Here is a 19454-nt window from a genome sequence, read left to right as displayed (position 1 = left end):
TGGGTTTTTGTTAAATATAATATATTAAATGCTCTTTAATATACTATGGATGTAAGTTTTTAATTCTTATCTAAGAAATCAAATTTTTATAAAATTTAATATGTTAACTATGAGTAAAGAAATCCCTAAAAACAGTATTATGTAACCCTGATAGAGTCTAAGAGCTTTTACATTTGAAGCTTTGGAAATATATGCGCCTATTTGTGAACCTAAAATTGCGCCCAGAGTTAAAGGAATTAAATATGTAATCCACAATGACAAATTTAATCCTGCACTTTCAAAATGAACAAAAAAGCCAAATAATGATGTGATTGTCATTACCATAATCATTGTTGAGAAGGCTATTCTTGCAGAAATTTTTTCTACTGCCACTAAATAAGTTCCCATTATTCCACCTATACCAACGCCAAAAAAACCTGAAACAAAACCCGAGATCAAGGATACTATTCTTGTAAGCCTCCTGTGCTTTACTGAGGCATTTTCGAATTCTTTCGTATTTTTTAATGTTTGTTGTTTGGCAGTAATTAAAGAGAAAGTTCCTATTGCTATTATCCAAAGAGGCAAAATTTCCCTGAATTCATGTGTATTTACAAATTTATTAGCAATAGAACCTATTATTACACCAGGAACTATTAAACTAACTATTGTTATAAACAATTTATAATTAATTGTTTTTTGTTTTATGAAAGCAAACGTGCCACCAATAGTGCTTATTACAATTGTAAAAAGGCTTAATCCGCTAGCAACTACAGAATTTAAGTGCAGATAAAAAATAAAAAAGGGTAGCAACATGACGCCGCCTCCAATACCTACGATATTGCCTATAATTGCAACTATCATAGATAAGAAAAAAACAATAATACTATTAAATATTATAAATGGAATATACATATCTTGAACTCACCTAACTCCTTGTTTGTTTATTTGTTTACATAATATTATACATATTTAATATTTTAATACTTTAGGTGGTTTTTTGATAAGAAATAAAATTTATATAAATTAGGGATACTATAAATAAAATAAAAAACTTATTTTGTGCTAATGTGGTTTTTATAAGTAAAATTTAATGATTGACTTAATCTTATATAAAAAGGATTACTAGAGTTGCTTTTTTAGTTTAAATTTAATGAGATAAAATAGCTTTAATCTAACAAGTCAGTTCTAATTTTAATTTTACGTATTCGCATTAATATGATTTGATAGTAAAAAAAAATTAAGGGGATTGTGGTGAGGATAAAGTTAGAGTTTATTTTTGATAGTGCGATAAAACTTCGCTCAGGATATAATTCTCTGGTCCAGGGTTTAATTTATAATTTATTAGATTATATAGATGCAAAAAAATTACATGATGAGGGGTTCAAATTCGAAAAAAGGAAATTTAGGCTTTTTTCATTTTCTGAAATATTGGAAAGGAGGCATTTAATAAAAAAACATATGTTATAACTTAAGGATATAAGCTTCAGCAAATCCAATGGTATAGGGATAAAGCAAGAGAAACAGATGATACGATTAAAAATCTCTTAGAATATGAATATCCTACTATCTTTCTTACTAAGGCTTCAAGAGAACTTATGAATCTATCTTATCTTTTTGAAAATGCTAAAGAAAATTTTTTAAAAGCAGATTGGAGTAAAAAAAGAAACTGATATATGCTTAGTTAAATCCGAGAGTAGGAGAGCAAAAGGTGATTGTCAGGTATGCAGACAAAGATTAGTGTTTGAATCAAACAAATTGGGTAAAGATAAAAATATTTGCAATGTCTGTTTTATAGAAAAAACGCAAGGTAGGATCGGTGAACGGCTTACAGAGTTATAGTAACTACTATTCTAAGAGACTTTTTATTTTCATTTAGATTTTTTATTTGAGGCAACGATTGTATTTCATTTAGATTTTTGATGAAGCAATTCGAAATATTGACAAAAATAAAAGGTTTATATATACTTTATAAAAACTTATTAAGAAAGTTAAAAGGCTGAAGCCTTTTTATTTAAAAAACCTCACGCAAAACTGCCCGTCAGAAGGCTGGCGTCAAGCTAAGAAAGCCAAACACACAAAAGTATTGAGCCACAGAAGGCTGGCGTCAAGCTAAGAAAGCCAAACACAAAATACTGAGGAGGTTTTGCTATGGAGGAAAGCTTTGAGCCTAAAATCATTGCTTTTTTATGTAATTGGTGTAGCTATGCGGGATGCGATCTGGCAGGTTCGTTAAGATATGACTATCCTCCCAATGTGTATGCTATTCGAGTACCGTGCTCCGGAAGAGTTGAACCTGAATTCGTTGTAGAAGCTTTTTTATCCGGTGCTGATGGGGTTCTAGTTTCAGGGTGCCATCCGGGGGATTGTCACTATCGTACAGGAAATTATTATGCTCACAGAAGATTTAATCTACTAACAAGATTCCTAGAGGTTATAGGAATTCCAAAAGAAAGAATAAGGCTTGAATGGATTTCGGGTGCCGAGGGGCTAAAATTTTCTCGCGTTGCAAAGGATTTTGTTGAACACATCAAACAGCTTGGTCCTCTTTCCTTAAAAGCGCCTTCAAATTTCGATTGGCGAGATCTGACAAAAATGATTGCTGCAGTTGGTTCAGCAGGAAAGCTTTTTTGGGAAAAAGATCGATGTATGGTCGATATGGTTCAGTTTTTCCTTGATTATACTCAGAAAAATTCATGTGGCGAATGTACTCCTTGCAGGATTGGTACAAAAAGAATGCAAGAAATAGTCCAAAAAGTTTTTGATGGTTCAATTTCAGATTCAGAGATATCATTCCTTAAAAATTTAGCCACAGATATTGAGACTTCAAGCAGATGTGATTTGGGGAAAATGGCTGGAAAGTTAGTTAGATATACTCTTGAATTTTGTAACGACGATATAGAATCACGCATAAAAGGAAGCTGTGCCTGTAGTATTCCAGCCAATATGGGTTGGCAGCAAGTAGTAATGCTCAGATAATTTTATGGAGGTTAAAAGATGTCAGATATAAGGGTAATAATTGATGGGCGAGAGGTAACAGTTCCGGAAGGGACTACAATTTTAGAGGCTGCTAAGAAAGCAAATGTTAAAATTCCAACACTTTGTTATCTCAAAGATGTAGGTCTTAAAGGTATTAAACATGATATAGGTTCTTGTCGTGTGTGTGTTGTAGAAGTAGACGGGAAACCAGATTTTGTGTCTTCCTGCAATACTCCTGCAGAAAATGGAATGGTTATAAAAACAAATACTCCCAAAGTACTTGCAGCAAGAAAACTTAACCTTGAAATGTTGTTAAGCGACCATCATCTCGACTGTACAACATGTCCTAAAAATGGAATTTGTGAACTGCAAAGTCTGTGTGCTGAACTTAATGTAAGGGCGATAAGACCTCAGGGTGAAATGAAATCATTGCCTATTGACGATTCATCTCCGTCAATAATAAGAAATCCAAATAAATGTATACTCTGTCAAAGATGTATAACTGCTTGTAAGGTTTTACAAACAGTTGATGCTCTGGAGCTTTATGGAAATGGTTTTGATGCTGTTGTAAGGCCAAAAGGTGGCATACCACTTATTGAAACTCAGTGCGTTAACTGTGGTCAATGTGCCCTAGTGTGTCCTACTGGTGCCATAGTTGAAAGAGATGACACATGGAAAGTGTGGGAAGCAATTGCCGATCCAAGTAAACATGTAGTTGCTCAGACAGCACCTTCTACTCATGTAACAATAGGAGAGGCTTTTGGGCTGCCTGTTGGAACAGACATTACTGGAAAAATGGTAGCAGCACTTAGGCGGCTTGGGTTTGATGCAGTTTTTGATACAAACTGGGCTGCAGACCTAACAATTATGGAAGAAGGGTATGAACTTATTCATAGAATAAAAAATAATGGAGTTCTGCCACAAACCACATCCTGCTCACCTGGATGGATAAAATTTGCAGAAGAGTTTTATCCTGATCTACTTCCTCACATCTCTTCTTGTAAGTCTCCCCAGCAGATGTTTGGGCCAATTGCAAAAACCTTTTATGCTGAAAAAAAGAAAATAAATCCAGAAAATATTTTTGTTGTTTCTGTTATGCCATGTACAGCAAAGAAATACGAAGCAGCCCGTCCGGAAATGAATTCTGCAGCGAAATATTGGAATAACCCCGGGATCTCAAGAGACGTAGACGTTGTTCTTACCTCAAGAGAGCTTATAAGAATGATTCGTGAAGCAGGGATAGATTTTGCAAATCTTCCAGATGAGAAATATGATCCTATTATGGGTGAAGGAACGGGTGCTGCCCAGATTTTTGGAGCGACAGGTGGAGTTATGGAAGCAGCATTAAGAACAGCTTATGAAGTTGTTACGGGTAAAACTCTTCCAAAACTTGATTTTGAAGATATAAGAGGAATGAAAGGAATTAAAGAAGCTTCTGTAAATATGAATGGAATTACAGTAAAAGTTCTCGTTGCTCATTCTCTTGGTTTAGCAAGGCAGCTTATGGATAAAGTAAGGGCTGGGGAACTTAAAGACTATCACTTTATAGAAATAATGGCATGTCCAGGTGGATGTATTGGTGGAGGAGGTCAACCAATTCCAACGACTGTTGAAGAGAGAGAACTTCGTATAAATGGGATTTATGAAAGAGATAAAAAATTACCTATTAGAAAGAGCCATGAAAATCCTGAAATTCAAGCGATTTATAAAGAATTCCTGGGAGAACCTCTTGGGCATAAGTCTCATCAATTGCTCCATACTCATTACATTCCGAGAGGCAAAAATAACTAGAACAAGAGGTTAGAGAAAGTAGGCTAAAGATTTCTAATAAGCGTGGGGTTTAAAAATTATAAATAATTAAATGAGGATTGAACCAGTGGAGGTTCTATTTAGGAAAGGTGGTTATTCATTGCTAGAAAGGATGTTTAACTATCTATATAGGTGTTTTAAATGGTGTTTACCCGAATATTCATAAAGAAGGATAGCTAAGAGATTTAGATTGAGTATAGTTATGAATTCTTGAAGACTTTAATAAGGGGTGTAATTATATGGGAAATGTAATGAAAGTGGGAACTTTTCTACCGCCACCTGATGCCAGAGTGAGCGGATCAGAGCCTCAGGGTACATATAACCCAGGGGAATTAAGAGGAATTATACGTGTGAACCAGGATAAATGTGTTGGATGTGACACATGTAGAGAGAATTGTCCAGCTGATGCTATGATGGGTGAAATTGGGGTTGCACACAAGATCGACTTGGATAAGTGCATTGCATGTGGTCAGTGTCTTATCAATTGTCCATTCGGAGCTATTGAACAAATGAGTTTTGTTGATGAAGTAATGGGAAAGTTAAATGATCCTAAAGTGGTAGTTGTGGGAATACCTGCACCGGCTGTAAGAGTTGCTATTGCTGAAGAATTTGGTGCACCTCCAGGAACACTCACAGTTAAAAAACTTCATAGTGCAATGAAGAAGGCAGGTTTTAAGGTTTACGAAAATAATCTTGCGGCTGACCAGACGATTTTGGAAGAAGGTGGTGAAATAGTAGGGAAAATCCGTTATTGGGTGTTGGGTGAAAGAAGTAAAGAATTGGAAGAATTTGGAAAACATCCCTTTCCACACTTTACATCCTGCTGTCCTGCATGGGTAAGATATGCAGAGATTAACTATGCTGCCCTTTTACCACATATATCGGGTGCAAGATCTCCTATGCTTATGGCTGGTCCTTCGGCAAAGACATGGGCAGCATTAAACATCTGGAAAGTTGATCCGGTGAAGGTTTATACGGTAGGTATAATGCCTTGTACTGCAAAAATTTTTGAAGCAAGCAGGCCTGAATTTCATGCTGCATGGAAGTTTTTAAGGGAGAAAAAGATTATACCTGATAATACGCCGAAGTTTCCTGATATAGATGCTGTTCTTACAACAAGAGATCTTGCTGAAGTATTTAGAAGAAAAGGTATAAACCCGCTTGAGATGCCTGAAGAGGCGGAGGAGAAGATAACAGAAATGTATACGGGTGGTGCAACGATATTTGGAAATAGCGGCGGTGTTATGGAAGCGGCGTTGAGATATGCATACCAGGTGGTTTCAGGGAAAAATCCTCCAAGTTGGGACATATATGCAGTTAGAGGTTATACAAAGTATGGAGTTAAAGAAGCTACTATTACTCTTCCGCTTAAGGATGGAAAAACTATTACAGTGAGAACAGCAACTGTAAACGGTATAAAAAACCATCTTGATAAAGTTGTTAAGGATGTTCTTAGTGGACAGTCGCCGTACGATATTATAGAGGTGATGAATTGTCCTGGTGGATGTATTAATGGCGGTGGGCAACCTGTTCAACCAATGGGAACATCGTGGATTGACCCATTATTACCCCTACGCCTTAAGGTTTAAGAAAAAATGTTTGATAGGAGGAAAGTATGAGTGAAAAAATTCCTTATGATTACCGGGAAAAACCAGTTGCTGCTATTATAAGTAGAAGAGGGTTTTTAAAAGTAACTGGAATAATAATTGCTGCTATAGCTATAGCGGGTTATAAAATAACTGACGTATTCGAAAATAGAAATAATTATATGAAAATGAGACAGGCTGGATTGTATAAAGATGATGCAAGACTACAGGAAAAAGGTCTTGCTGTATCAGATCAAAATCCTGCTGTAAAGATGTTTTATAGTGAGTTTGCGGAACATCCATTAAGCAAGATTGCAGAAGAACTTCTTCATACAGATTACTATAGCAGGACAAATCTTATTCTAAGAGGAGGGCATAACGTTGGATGATGAAAGAGCACTTCGTTTTCCAATTTCAGAAAAGGTATTTCACAATACCAATGCTGTTACATGGTTTATCCTTATAATAACGGGTAGCCTTGTTTATTTCCATCTGGTAGATAAAACAACGGCGGCGGGTGGCTTCCTTATGGATATTCATGTTATTGCTGCTGTAATTTTTACATTCAATTTCCTTGCATTTGTTTTCATAAACCCAGATAGGTTTTATCTTATGCTAGATGAGCTTTTCAGATGGGATATGGATGACTTTAGATGGTTCAAAAATCTTGGTGGTTATCCAAGGAAGTTTGGTATTCCATTTGGACCTGAGGAAACTGCTCCTGTTGGAAAGTACAACGCAGGTCAAAAGCTTGCATATATCCTGTTTGTGTTCTCAATTGTATTTGAAGGTTTATCTGGGTGGTTACTCTATCTCTATAGGGAAGCTATGCCAAGGGATTTTACGAGCTTACTTTTTACGTGGCATGTATGGCTAGGGGTCGTTGTAACCTTGTTGGTTATATTTATTCATCTCCCGCTTTCGATAATCAACTTTGAAGATTTTAAAGCTATGTGGAAATGGGGTGAAGGAGATATGCCTTTAAAAGTTTTAAAGCACCATAATCCAAAGTGGGTTGAAAAAGAATTAGAAAAAGTAGAGAAAACAACGTAAAATTTGAACTGAGGTTTTTGGGCTTATTAAGCCCATGCTGTTTGGGCTTATTAAGCCCTTCATTTTTTGAAAGGAAATTATATGCGTATTGAAAGCGATCTTTTAGGTAAAATTGATATTTCGGATAATGTTTATTGGGGCCTTCATACCGAAAGAGCAAGGAGAAATTTTAGATTTAGCAATTATAAGGTTCCAAAAGCTTTAATACGAGCACTCTCAATGGTTAAGAAGGCCTGTTGTATGGCAAATCATGAACTTGGCTTTCTGGATGAGAACAAGGCTAAGGCTATTGAGATTGCTTGCGACGAGATATGCGAAGGAAGATTCGATGATCAATTCCCGCTTGATGCACTTCAGGGGGGAGCGGGAACATCTACAAACATGAATATTAACGAAGTTATCGCTAACAGGGCTATTGAAATTCTTGGGAGCAAGAAAGGTGACTATAATGTTGTACATCCAATACACGATGTTAATCTTCATCAATCGACAAATGACGTTTATCCCACAGCAGTTAAAGTTGCTTCCATTTTTAAATTACGTGAATTAAGCAATGCTGTTGCAAAACTTCAAGGTGCATTCCAAAAAAAAGAAAAGGCATTTGCGGGTATAGTAAAGATCGGACGGACAGAACTTCAAGAAGCAGTTCCAATAACTTTGGGGGCTGAATTTGGAGCTTTTGCGGAAGCTATTTCAAGAGATAGATGGAGAACTTTTAAATGCGAAGAGCGTTTAAGAGTAACGAATTTGGGAGGTACGGCTGTTGGCACTGGTCTTACTGCTCCGAAAAATTACATTTTTCTTGTTATCGAAAAACTTAGAGAAATAACGGGACTTGGACTTTCAAGAGGTGAAAATGTGCCGGCCGAAACTGCAAATGCAGATCCTTTTGTTGAGGTGTCGGGTATCTTAAAGGCACATGCATCAAACATAGTTAAGATATTTAATGACTTGAGACTTTTAAACTTATTAGGCGAGATAGAACTTTCAGCCGTTCAAACTGGTTCTTCTATTATGCCAGGAAAGGTAAATCCTGTGCTTTGTGAAGCAGCTATGCAAGTAGGACTAAAGGTAATGGCAAATGATTTTTTAATAACTGAAACTGTAAGTAGGTCAACGCTTCAGATATGTGAGTTTATCCCATTGCTTGCATTTGCCATACTTGAATCGCTTGAAATCCTTACAAATTTAGATATCAATCTCTGCGAACACGTTTTAGAAATAAAGGCTAATGAAGAAAAATGTAAAGAGTATATAGATAAAAGTCTGACAATTGTTACAGCTCTTCTACCAGTTATAGGCTATAAAGAAGCCGAGAATTTGATAAAGGAATTTCTCAAAAAAGGAAAAACTGATTTTAGAGCTTTTCTGAATGAAAAGCAAGGGAAGGAAGTGGTTGATAGAATGCTTTCACCTTACAACCTGACATCGTTAGGGTATAGGGATGAATAAGACACCGAGTGGAAATCGTTTACATATTGCGCTTTTTGGAAGGACAAATGTTGGAAAGTCTTCATTTCTAAACATGGTTATAGGGCAAGACCTCGCTATTACCTCTCCTGTTCCGGGCACAACAACGGATGTTGTTCAAAAAGCTATGGAACTTTTGCCAATAGGGCCAGTTATTTTTTTGGATACTGCGGGTCTTGATGACAGATCTGTTTTAGGAACTTTGAGAATTGAGAAAACATATAATGTCTTAAATAGAGCAGATATTGTTCTTCTTTTATTAGAACCAAACGAGTGGACTGATTACGAAGAACACGTTTTAGAGGAAGTTAAAAAAAGGAATATTCCAATAGTAGCAATAATCAATAAAATTGATTTGATGAAACCATCCATTAATTTTGTTAATAGTCTTAAATCGATTTTTAATGAGCATATAATTTCTGTTTCAAGTGTAGATAGGATAAACAAGGATTCATATATAAGTGCGCTAAAAAAACAGATCATAGATGTTTGCCCGGTTGATTTCTTGCAGCCACCTACTTTGATAGGCGATTTGCTATCACCTGGAGGCTTAGCCATATTGGTTGTACCCATTGATCTTGAGGCACCAAAGGGAAGACTTATACTTCCACAGGTCCAAACGATAAGGGATACGCTTGATAACGATGCAATGGCTTTAATTGTAAAAGAGAGGGAGTTATCCCATGCCATATCAACGTTAAACAAAAAACCTGATATAGTTATTTGTGATTCTCAGGTTGTTTTAAAGATGGTTGCTGATACACCAGAGGATGTGAAGGCTACGACGTTTTCGATACTCTTTTCCCGCTACAAAGGGGATCTAATAGAGCAGGCGAAGGGAGCAGCCTATATTGATGCACTTCAACCTGGGGATAAGATTTTGGTAGCTGAAGCATGCACCCATCATCCAATAGAAGATGATATTGGTCGTGTGAAAATTCCGAGGTGGCTTAGACAATATGTAGGAGGAGATTTACAAATAGATGTTTATTCTGGGAGAGATTACCCTGATAACCTTTCAAGTTATAAGCTAGTTATTCATTGCGCAGGATGTGTCCTCAATAGAAGAGAGATGCTTTCACGAATACAGATAGCAAGAGAGGCTAAAGTTCCAATAACAAATTATGGTATAGCTATATCTTTTCTGCAGGGGGTTTTAAAAAGAACTCTTGATCCATTTCCTGCTGCACTGATGGCGTTTAAAAATGAAAGAAAGAGGTTGAAAACATTATAAACAGAGAAGAAGTTATCGAATTGTTAGTACAAAACAGTAATGATATATTCACAGAAGCAGTAAAAGTTAGAAAAAAGTACTGTGGCAATAGAGCTCATATAAGGGGTGTTGTTCACTTTTCTAATTATTGTATATGTGATGATCTTTATTGTGGGTTAAGAAAGAGTAACAAAGAAATGGAACGATTCCGTATGGATGAAGATACAATAGTTTGTCTAGGTTGTGAGATCGCCCAAAAGGGTATAAAAACTGTAGTTTTACAATCTGGAGAGGATCCTTTTTATACAAGAGAAAAAGTGTGTAACATTATTAAAAGGATTAAAGAAAAACACGATGTAGCTATTACTCTTAGCCTTGGAGAAAGAGATTATGATGATTACAGAGCTTTTAGAGATGCTGGCGCTGATAGGTATCTAATGAAACATGAAACGATGAATGAAAAGCTTTACGAAAGGATGCGACCAGGCAAAAAGCTTAAAGACAGGTTAAATGCCTTGGAGTTTTTAAGGAAGATAGGTTTTCAAGTAGGAGCTGGGAATATCGTAGGATTACCATTTCAAACCATCGACGATCTGGCTGATGATATTATCTTCTTTCAGGACTTTCAACCTGATATGATTAATATTGGGCCCTTTATCCCACATCCTCAAACGCCACTAAAAAGTTATCCTGCGGGGAGCTTTGATCTTATGCTGAGAGTTTTTGCACTGACACGTATCGTTACCAAAAATACACACATAGCAGCAGCAAACACTGTGGCAACACTTAAACCTGAAAACGGTCAACTTCTTTGTTTCTTGCTGGGTGGATGCAATGTCTTAATGCCTAATTGTAATCCGTTTCCAAAAAGTAGGGAGGAAAAGGTTGAGTTCGAATTTCAATGTGCACCGGCAAAGCGTTATGTTGATATAGAAGAGGCAGAATCAGTTATAAAAAAGGCAGAACTCCAGATATCAAAGGATAAAGGACATTCGTTAAAGTTGAAAGGAGATTTATAAATCTATGAAAAAAATAGCAATATACGGTAAAGGTGGGATTGGAAAGTCTACAATAACATCAAACCTATCTGCTGCTATTGCTTTGATGGGAAAGAAGGTTATGCAAATAGGTTGTGATCCTAAAGCAGATTCTACAATGAACCTCTTGGGAGGTAACCCCCCTAAATCTATACTCAGGTTTATAGAAGAAAATGGTATTCCTAATACTATAGATGAAATAACAAAAATTGGTTTTAAAAATACAGTTTGTTTTGAAATTGGAGGGCCTACGCCAGGACAGGGATGTGCTGGTCGGGGTATCGTTACTGCGCTTGAGCTTTTAAACGATTTGAACGCTTATGAAACGTATAAACCTGATGTGATTTTCTATGATGTCTTAGGTGATGTCGTATGTGGTGGATTTGCTGTGCCCATGTGGGAAGGTTATGCTGAAACAGTACTTATTGTTACTTCTGGAGAGAAGCTAGCATTATATTCAGCCAGAAATATAATTCAGGCCATTAGAAACTTTACTGCACGCAACTATGCCCGCCTTGGAGGCTTGATTTTAAATAGAAAAAATATCTCTGATGAAATAGAAAGGGTAGAGACTTTTGCTAAAGAAATGAATACCAGAATTTTAGGCATCATTCCTAGAGATGAAAATATCAATAAAGCCGAATCTGAAGGGAAGACTACAATTGAACTTGATCCCGATCTTCCAATAAGTCAAACCTTTATTCAGCTAGCCAGGTATATAGTGGAGAAAGACCTATGCTGATAGAAAAGACTCGGACAAAGATTATTGATTTTAAGGCTAAAAACGACTTCCCTTTTGCCCCTCTGGAAGCAGTAGGGCCTAATCTTTCTGGATGGGGAGTTGTGGAGACTACCTTACTTTTGCCGGATAGTGTCTGTTTGATGATAGGACCGTTGGCCTGTTTAAGACACTCGGCATTTATGGCTCATGCGAGGGGTTTTTTTAAACGTTTTTATATGTTACCACTAGAAGAAATAGATATTATTATGGGTAGGCACTTTGACCGAGTAAAATTAGCTTTAAAAGAAGTTGCCTTAAAGGAATCGCCTCAAATCCTAATTTTGGCAGGTACATGTTGCGATCACATTTTGGGTACTGACTATAAAGAAGTTATGCGAGAAATCAAAGAGGAACTAGGTATAGAGGTTATTTATCTGGTAATGGCTCCTTTAACTATTGGTCTTAAACCTTCACCCTTTGAGATTGCATATACTGCTTTATTTGAATTTTTAAAGGACAAAAGAACGAAAGAGGATAAAAAGGTTATCAATATTCTTGGTACTTTCTTGCCATTATCAGAGAAGAGTGAACTTTACAATTTATTAAAAGAAATCGGTTTTGAACAAATTTATCAAATTCCTACCTGTAAGAATATTATTGATTTAAAAGAGATGGCAAATGCCAGTTTAAATATTGTGATACACCCGCTTGGTAATATTCTGGCCAAAAAAATTGAAACGGAATGGGGTATCCCTTATATTTTTTGTCCTGTGAGTTATGGGATAAAAGAAATTGAGCTTCAATATCAAAGTCTTGAAAGAATATTGCAGCGGAAACTTAATTATTTATCATTTAAAGATATTACCAACGAGCGACTTCAATTAGACATTTTAAAGGATAAACGAGTAGCTGTTGGTTGTAGTATTCTTGGTAGCCCTTTTGAATTAGCCTGTGCTTTAGTACAGTTTGGTGCCAGGATAGAGGCTATATTTGTCAGAAATGTTCCAAAAGCCTATGAGTGGAAATATATTAAATGGCTTTCAGAAAACAGTCCTGAGACTTATGTTTATAATGTTGCTCATCCGTACTTGAACGAAGAGTCTAATGCTTTTGACGGCATTGATCTTGCTTTTGGGGTAGATGCTGGCGTTTATTGTTCCAGAGCTGTTAATATTCCGCTTTCACGTTACCAAAATCAGGTATTTGGTTTCGAAGCTGCGCTATGGCTTTTTGAAGAAATTATACGAAATGTCTCCAAACCCATCAGTAACTATGACTGGATTTATAAGCACAATCTTTTGATTTAGGAGGGTATATGAACTTTTTGCACAATCTTTTACCACTTCCATCTGGGTATTTTGGTGCTAGTAGTGCTCTTTATGAGCTTGGTGGAATAATTGTCGTTTATGGTCCTGCAGGTGGCGCCTGGCATATAAATATTGAAGATGAACCCAGGTGGTACCGAGGCAAAACTACCATAGTTGGAGCTGGACTTCTTGAGATGGATGTTATTTTGGGGAAAGATCCTGAGTTTGTAGAAAGAATTGTAAACGTAGCTCAAGATTTGAACAGGAACTTTGTTGCTCTTTGTGGTACACCAGTTTCAGCTATTATTGGAGTAGACTTAAGAGGTTTAACTCAGGCTATTCAAAAAAGATTGAATACACCTGTGCTTTGTATTAAAACTTCAGGGACAGAAAGCTATCTTGAGGGAGCTGAAAAGGCAAATCTAGCTGTAGCTCAGGTTTTTCTAAAATCACTTCCAAAAGTACCAAATTCTGTAAACATCTTAGGAGCTATTCACTTGGATGTTGGTCATCTTAAACACCTTAAACCTCTGATTTCTCTATTAGAAAGTAGTGGCCATAAGGTAATAAGCACCTGGGGATTTTCTCCTTTGGATGATATTAAAAAGTCAAGTTCAGCCAGTTTAAACCTTGTAGTAGGTTTAAGTGGGCTATCATTAGCGCAATACATGTATGAAGCATTTAAAATCCCATATATTGTTGGTATTCCGATTGGAGAAAAATTGCAGGAGTATTATCTTAAATTAATTAAAGGTAAAGATTTTTCTTTAACATTTAATCTTAAATCTTCTAAAAAAGCTTTAATTATTGGAGAACCAATTATGGCTCTTAGTCTTAAGTTCTTTTTGGAGGCAGAGCTAAATATTAAATCAAGAATTATTTCAGTTCTGCCTTTAAAAAATTTATTATCGACGCTAAAAGAACTCCAAAACAGTTTTATCAGGTTTTCAGGAGAAGATGAATTTAGCAGTTCTGAATCAAGGATTTCCGATTTAATGAATCAATCTGATATCGATTACATAATTGCTGATCCTCTTTATGAAAGATTGTTATATCAAAAAAAGAGATTTATTCCCCTACCCCATGTTGCTATGAGTGCCCGTTTTTATTGGGATGTTGACTACGATTACGTAGGGATAGCTGGAGCTAAGTATTTTAGGTCTTATATTGTTTAATATAGTGCCTTATAATGCAGTTTTGAATTATATTATTCTTGTTTTATATTTCTTTATGCCAGGACGACTTTCTCTCTACTATAAATAAGCTTAAAATAAAAGAGACGCAAAAAAGCAAACAAAGTAAAAAAAATACGTTGTTAAATGCCATTATTAGAGCTTGTCTGTCTACGAAATTATTGAGCATTGTATAAGCTTTGCTTTGAAGATCGGCTGCACTTGCTCCTTGCATCAAAAGTACTTGGTTTATTCCAGCAAAAAAGTTTGTAATTGCTGGTGAAGTTGTATAAGGATTTAAAAGTGTTGCTGGATTTGTCATAAAACCCTGAACGGTGTAAGGACTATTTGTTATAACGTGTTCTGTAAGGTAAAATTTATTTATAGTTTGATAATTTTCAAGTTCGGTGGCAAAAACTGCTGTGCCTATACTTCCACAAAGTACTCTAACAAGATTAAAAATTCCAGCGCCTGAAACTATATCTTTTCGCTCGAGAGCCATTAGGGCTACCGTACTCAATGAGACAAATATAAATGCAAATGCCATGCCCTGAAAAAATTGAGGCCAAAATAGATCCCATGCTGATGTGTCAAGGTTCATAAAACTAAGCGGCAAGAAACTTATTGAAATTAAAGCTGAGGCAAACATTATCATTTTCTTAGGTCCTGTTCTGTTATAAAGTTTTCCTGCAATAGGCATAAACATTGCCATTGAAATACTTCTAGGTATCATAGCGATCCCCGCTTCAGTAGCGCTGTATCCTAGTGATTCCTGAAATAAAATAGGGATCAAAAATAGTCCTGCAAACAAACCCATTCCAAATATTCCTTGAATAATTGTTGGGTTAGAAAAGCCAAAGTTTTTCAATAACTTTAGATTTACTGCTGGTTTTTCACAGGTCAATTCTCTTATTGCAAACAATGTTAAGAAAACTAGTGAAATAATAGCAAGATTTACTATAAATTGTGAACTAAACCAGTTATATTCCTGACCCTTTTCGAGCATTATCTGAAGTGCTCCAAGTCCTATTGCCATTGTGATCAATCCAATGTAATCTACATCTATATCTTTTGAAAATTTTTCTGACTTGTTTAATATAAAGAGGTAAATCAAGATTAAATCAATAATTACAAATGGTACATTTATATAGAAAATCCAGTTCCAGCTAATGTTGTCGGTTATCCATCCGCCTATAGTTGGCCCCAGTCCAGGGCCCAGTACTATGCCTATACCAAAGAAGCTCATTGCCTTTGCCTGTTCGTGCGGCGGATAGTTTTCCCTTAATATTGCTTGAGATAGGGGAATCAAAGCTCCTCCGCCAATTCCTTGTAAAGCCCTAAAAATTATAATAGATTCGAGATTCCATGAAAATCCACACATAAATGATCCGATTCCAAAAAGCAAAACCCCCGCAAAAAAACACCTGGTTTTACCAAACATTGATGTAAGAAAATTAATAGCAGGCATTACTATAACGTTTGCAAGCATATAAGAAGTGGAAATCCATGTAGCTTCTGATATAGATATTCCTATTGCTCCTCTAATTGTAGGAATTGCTACGTTTACAATGCTAATGTCAAGTGAAGACATAAAGATACAAATCATTACAGCAATGGTTATCATTAGTTGACTAAAACTCAACTTTACCACCTCTTTTAAATATTTTATACCAATTTTTTGTTTTAATGTTAAATATTTTGTTTTTAATTTCAAAGTGAACTTTTTTAAACAAAATATAATTTTCAGATAGTATAATAATCCTATGAATAGAAGAGATTTTGTTAAATTTACTCTTGGTTTATTTACATCTATTGCTCTATTTGAATTCCCTTCAAAGCTTTTTGCTAAGGAGGATAGCCTTTACTTGAGGTCTTTGGAACTTCTTAACAATAAAATAAAATTTTTTAATGAAGATTATTTTACATTTATAGTAATGGGAGATAGCCATAGGAATGATAAAGTTTTAAAAAAGTCATTTGAACTTGCAAGATCTTTTGATCCCTTATTTGTGCTTTTCACAGGCGACATGACAAATGATGGTTACGAATACGAATACAAAGATTTTCTAAATATGTGCAATATGTTCGGTGGTATCCCTATTTTTCCAATAATTGGAAATCATGAAGTAAGAAATTCTACCAAAGCCTTATATCAGAATTATATGGGACCATTAAATTATACAATCTGCGTTGATAAATTAGACTTAAAAATAGTATGTATTGATAATTCTGAAGGCATTGTAACAGAAGATCAACACAACTTTTTGGAAAAGGAGCTTTCAGATAAACGTAAAATTCAATTCGTAGCTATGCATGAACCACCTTCTTATGGTGATTGGTGGATTCATTCATATTATAAAGGCAATGATAAGTCAATAGAAATAATTTCAAAGCATCAAGTAAGTGCGGTATTCCAAGGTCACATCCATCTTTATGATCATAAGGTTATTAATGGGATAAATTACTATATCTCGGGTGGTGCAGGTGGCAAGATTTTTCCCTTGAATTTTGGGGATCCATCATACAATATACTTTATGTGAAAATCGTAAAGGGAGAAACTTTTGTTGAAGAACTTCAGCTAAGAAAATTTTTTGATATTAATGAGCTTTTAACTTAAAAAATATAACTAAGGTAAATTGGATATCCTTTCCAGTGCCATGGCACTAAGTCTGGCTATAGCATCAAGTGCTATTCTATCGTCGATTTGTAAATTTTTTTTGTCTGAAACTTTTATTGCTATTACACCATAGGAATCCTTTGCAGTAAGCATTGGCAAATAAAGCAAGTCTGTATTTGAGAAAGTATCAGTTCCAAATCCTCCTGCTTTTTTGTTTATTAAGCACCATGACGCTATTCCTTTGATTTCAGGGCTAATTTCGAATTTCTCTGTTTTTGCACCAAGGTGGATTTTGTCATTTTTCTTAATAAATATTGCTGTTTCACATGAAAATAATTTTTTGATATAGTTTATCGTTAATGACAAAACGTGATTAATATTTTTTGCCATAACAAGATCTGTGCTTAATTCGTATAAACCAATTTCTCTTTTTTGACTATTTTTTAGAGTTTTAATAATGTCTTTAAGTTTTGATGTCAATATATTTATTGTTAGAACTATAATAAAATAAACAATAATAGTGAAAAAGTAATTTAAATCTGGTATTGTAAACTTATAGTAGGGTTGTATAAATAAGAAATCAAGAATCAACAAACTTACAACGGTTGACACTAATACTGGTAAAAATTGAAGAAATAACGCATTAAAAATTAGAGCCAATAAAAATAAAGATATTATATTTATGTTATTTAAGTATCCTTTTAAAATATATCCAAAAATCGATACTACAAATATGTTGAATAGTGCAATTAAATATTGATTTGAATAGGTAAATTTAATTTCTTTTTTCTTAAGATCAATCTTTTCTTCCTTTAAGTCAAGCATATATATATCGATGTTTTTTGTCCCTGTTATGATTTTTTCCGGTATACTTTTTATAAATAAATTAAACTTTTTTGGCTTTCCTATAACAATTTTTGTGACATTGTGCCCCTTTGCGTAATCGATTATTTCTTTTGCTGCGTCATCTCCTTTTAACCAGACAATTTGACCACCAAGTTTTCTTACCAGATCAAGTGCTCCATTAAGCCATTCAATTTCTTCCTTGTTGAAAGTTTTGTTTTTTTGTGTTTCTACATGAATAGCTATCCATTGTGCATCGATTTCACTTGCAAATCTATACGTTGCTCTTACCAGCTGTTTTGCATATGGACTAGCAAAGATCCCTACAAGTACTTTTTTCTTTATGGACCATGGTCCTGCTATTGCATGTTGCATCATATATAGTCGCATTTTTTCATCTACGCTATCTGCTACAACTCTTAATGCAATTTGTCTTAAAGCTAAAAGGTTTCCTACTTTAAAATACTGATCAATTGCACTTCTGGCCATATTTTCGACATATATTTTGCCATCTTTGAGTCTTTTTAAAAGCTCTTCAGGTGTAAGATCTACCAATTTAATTTCAAAAGCTTGTTGAAAAAAATTATCTGGTACCGTTTCTTTTATGGGAATTTTTGAAATTTGTAGGACAATATCTTTAAAGCTTTCTATGTGTTGTACATTAACAGCTGTATAAACATCTATTCCAGCATTTAATAATTCTTCTATGTCCTGATATCTCTTTGAATTAGGAAAACTTGGAGGATTAGTATGAGCTAATTCATCTATAATTACAATTTGTGGTCTCCTATGGAGTATTTTTTTAAAATCTATCTCCTTTAATTTTATGCCTTTATAATCTACTATTAATGGAGGTATAACCTCTAAACCCTCTAAAAGCTTTTCGGTTTCTGGACGATTATGAGTTTCTGCATATCCAACTACAATATCTATACCTTCATTTTTTCTTAAATGGGCATCGCTAAGCATGGAGTATGTTTTACCTACCCCAGGAGCATATCCAAGATAAATTGTAAGCTGTCCCTTTTTGGACTTTTCTTCATTTTTAGCTACCTGAAGCATTTCTTCAGGAGAAGGTCTTTTTAAATCATCATCTGGCATATTTTTTCTCTAATTCTAAAAGTTTTAAATTTAATTTAAGAACATTTACTCTTTCAGCTCCAAGAAATCCAAAATCTCTTGGTTCAATATTGCTCATAACCAGTTCCTTTAAGGTTTCGACTGGAATGTTTGTAACTTTTGAAATTCTTGGAATTTGAGCCATAGCTGATTCGGGTGTAATATCAGGATCGAGTCCACTGCCAGAACCCATAACCAGATCAGATGGGATTGGCAATTTTAATCCGTTTTCTTTTAAAAATTCGATTCTACTTTTTATCTCTGAAATAAGTTTGGGATTGGTAGGCCCTAAATTTGAACCACCACTGGACAATGCGTTATATGGATAATCAGGTGTTCCAGAAGGTCTTGACCAGAATAGATCTTTTCTGTCGAAAGATTGACCTATTAAGGCAGAGCCTACTGCTGTTTTGTTTTGATATATAAGGCTTCCATTGGCTTGCCATGGAAAAAATATTTGTCCGATGGCAGTAATTGTCAGTGGATATAAAACTCCTGTAATAAAAGTTAAGATTATAAAAATCATTATACAGCTTTTTAAATTTTTCATT

Annotated in this window: 16 protein-coding genes and 1 pseudogene; 13 read left to right on the top strand and 4 right to left on the bottom strand. The window is 35.0% G+C overall.

Features of this window, described 5'->3' with window-relative positions:
• Positions 1-78: 78 nt before the first annotated feature.
• The gene (locus tag TDSAC_RS05165) at positions 79-891 is read right to left on the bottom strand and encodes a sulfite exporter TauE/SafE family protein (RefSeq protein ID WP_108309200.1); all 813 of its coding nucleotides are present in this window, start codon (positions 889-891) and stop codon (positions 79-81) included.
• A 1236-nt stretch (positions 892-2127) separates the two neighbouring features.
• On the opposite strand from TDSAC_RS05165, the pseudogene TDSAC_RS09170 reads away from it, so the two are divergent.
• The 12 genes and pseudogenes from TDSAC_RS09170 to TDSAC_RS05100 form a co-directional block, all read left to right on the top strand.
• A pseudogene (locus tag TDSAC_RS09170) lies at positions 2128-2535 on the top strand (hydrogenase iron-sulfur subunit); the annotation flags it as partial.
• Positions 2536-2571: 36 nt separating this feature from the next.
• Positions 2572-2955: an NADH-ubiquinone oxidoreductase-F iron-sulfur binding region domain-containing protein gene (locus tag TDSAC_RS09165; RefSeq protein WP_321165949.1), complete on the top strand. Its 384-nt coding sequence runs from the start codon at positions 2572-2574 to the stop codon at positions 2953-2955.
• An 18-nt stretch (positions 2956-2973) separates the two neighbouring features.
• Positions 2974-4746 (top strand): NADH-dependent [FeFe] hydrogenase, group A6, encoded by a 1773-nt coding sequence (locus TDSAC_RS05145; protein ID WP_108309197.1) that lies wholly within the window; start codon positions 2974-2976, stop codon positions 4744-4746.
• A 257-nt stretch (positions 4747-5003) separates the two neighbouring features.
• Entirely contained in the window at positions 5004-6353 is a 1350-nt protein-coding gene (locus tag TDSAC_RS05140) for a [Fe-Fe] hydrogenase large subunit C-terminal domain-containing protein (protein ID WP_108309196.1), read from the top strand.
• Positions 6354-6379: 26 nt separating this feature from the next.
• A complete protein-coding gene (locus TDSAC_RS05135; RefSeq protein ID WP_108309195.1) occupies positions 6380-6739 on the top strand; it encodes an iron hydrogenase small subunit in 360 nt (119 codons plus the stop codon).
• Positions 6732-7403 carry a cytochrome b/b6 domain-containing protein gene (locus tag TDSAC_RS05130; protein ID WP_108309194.1) on the top strand — a complete coding sequence of 224 codons (672 nt, stop codon included), beginning with the start codon at positions 6732-6734 and terminating at the stop codon, positions 7401-7403. The genes TDSAC_RS05135 and TDSAC_RS05130 overlap by 8 nt, the downstream gene beginning before the upstream one ends.
• A gap of 81 nt (positions 7404-7484) precedes the next feature.
• On the top strand, positions 7485-8855 hold the full coding sequence (locus TDSAC_RS05125; RefSeq protein ID WP_108309193.1) for an aspartate ammonia-lyase: 1371 nt from the start codon (positions 7485-7487) through the stop codon (positions 8853-8855).
• Complete coding sequence (gene hydF / locus TDSAC_RS05120; protein WP_108309192.1) at positions 8848-10107, top strand: [FeFe] hydrogenase H-cluster maturation GTPase HydF; 1260 nt, start codon at positions 8848-8850, stop codon at positions 10105-10107. The genes TDSAC_RS05125 and hydF overlap by 8 nt, the downstream gene beginning before the upstream one ends.
• A gap of 20 nt (positions 10108-10127) precedes the next feature.
• Positions 10128-11105 carry a [FeFe] hydrogenase H-cluster radical SAM maturase HydE gene (gene hydE, locus TDSAC_RS05115; RefSeq protein WP_234405727.1) on the top strand — a complete coding sequence of 326 codons (978 nt, stop codon included), beginning with the start codon at positions 10128-10130 and terminating at the stop codon, positions 11103-11105.
• Positions 11106-11109: 4 nt separating this feature from the next.
• Positions 11110-11865 carry a nucleotide-binding protein gene (locus TDSAC_RS05110; RefSeq protein WP_108309190.1) on the top strand — a complete coding sequence of 252 codons (756 nt, stop codon included), beginning with the start codon at positions 11110-11112 and terminating at the stop codon, positions 11863-11865.
• Positions 11859-13151, top strand: coding sequence for a nitrogenase component 1 (locus TDSAC_RS05105; protein WP_108309189.1), 1293 nt, complete (start codon positions 11859-11861; stop codon positions 13149-13151). The genes TDSAC_RS05110 and TDSAC_RS05105 overlap by 7 nt, the downstream gene beginning before the upstream one ends.
• An 8-nt stretch (positions 13152-13159) precedes the next feature.
• The gene (locus tag TDSAC_RS05100; RefSeq protein WP_108309188.1) at positions 13160-14326 is read left to right on the top strand and encodes a nitrogenase component 1; all 1167 of its coding nucleotides are present in this window, start codon (positions 13160-13162) and stop codon (positions 14324-14326) included.
• A gap of 43 nt (positions 14327-14369) precedes the next feature.
• Here the strand turns inward: TDSAC_RS05100 and TDSAC_RS05095 are convergent, their stop codons facing one another.
• Entirely contained in the window at positions 14370-15965 is a 1596-nt protein-coding gene (locus TDSAC_RS05095; RefSeq protein ID WP_108310327.1) for a DHA2 family efflux MFS transporter permease subunit, read from the bottom strand.
• Positions 15966-16086: 121 nt separating this feature from the next.
• On the opposite strand from TDSAC_RS05095, the gene TDSAC_RS05090 reads away from it, so the two are divergent.
• Positions 16087-16941 carry a metallophosphoesterase family protein gene (locus TDSAC_RS05090; protein WP_108309187.1) on the top strand — a complete coding sequence of 285 codons (855 nt, stop codon included), beginning with the start codon at positions 16087-16089 and terminating at the stop codon, positions 16939-16941.
• Positions 16942-16950: 9 nt separating this feature from the next.
• Here TDSAC_RS05090 and TDSAC_RS05085 read toward each other — a convergent pair whose 3' ends face one another.
• Complete coding sequence (locus tag TDSAC_RS05085; protein ID WP_108309186.1) at positions 16951-18885, bottom strand: DUF4118 domain-containing protein; 1935 nt, start codon at positions 18883-18885, stop codon at positions 16951-16953.
• Positions 18875-19453 (bottom strand): potassium-transporting ATPase subunit KdpC, encoded by a 579-nt coding sequence (gene kdpC, locus TDSAC_RS05080; RefSeq protein WP_108309185.1) that lies wholly within the window; start codon positions 19451-19453, stop codon positions 18875-18877. The genes TDSAC_RS05085 and kdpC overlap by 11 nt, the downstream gene beginning before the upstream one ends.
• Between the last annotated feature and the right edge of the window lies 1 nt (position 19454).

Origin of the sequence: Thermodesulfobium acidiphilum, assembly GCF_003057965.1 — a bacterium.
GTDB classification, from domain to species: Bacteria; Thermodesulfobiota; Thermodesulfobiia; order Thermodesulfobiales; family Thermodesulfobiaceae; genus Thermodesulfobium; species Thermodesulfobium acidiphilum.
This window is presented reverse-complemented; position numbering and strand designations above follow the sequence as displayed.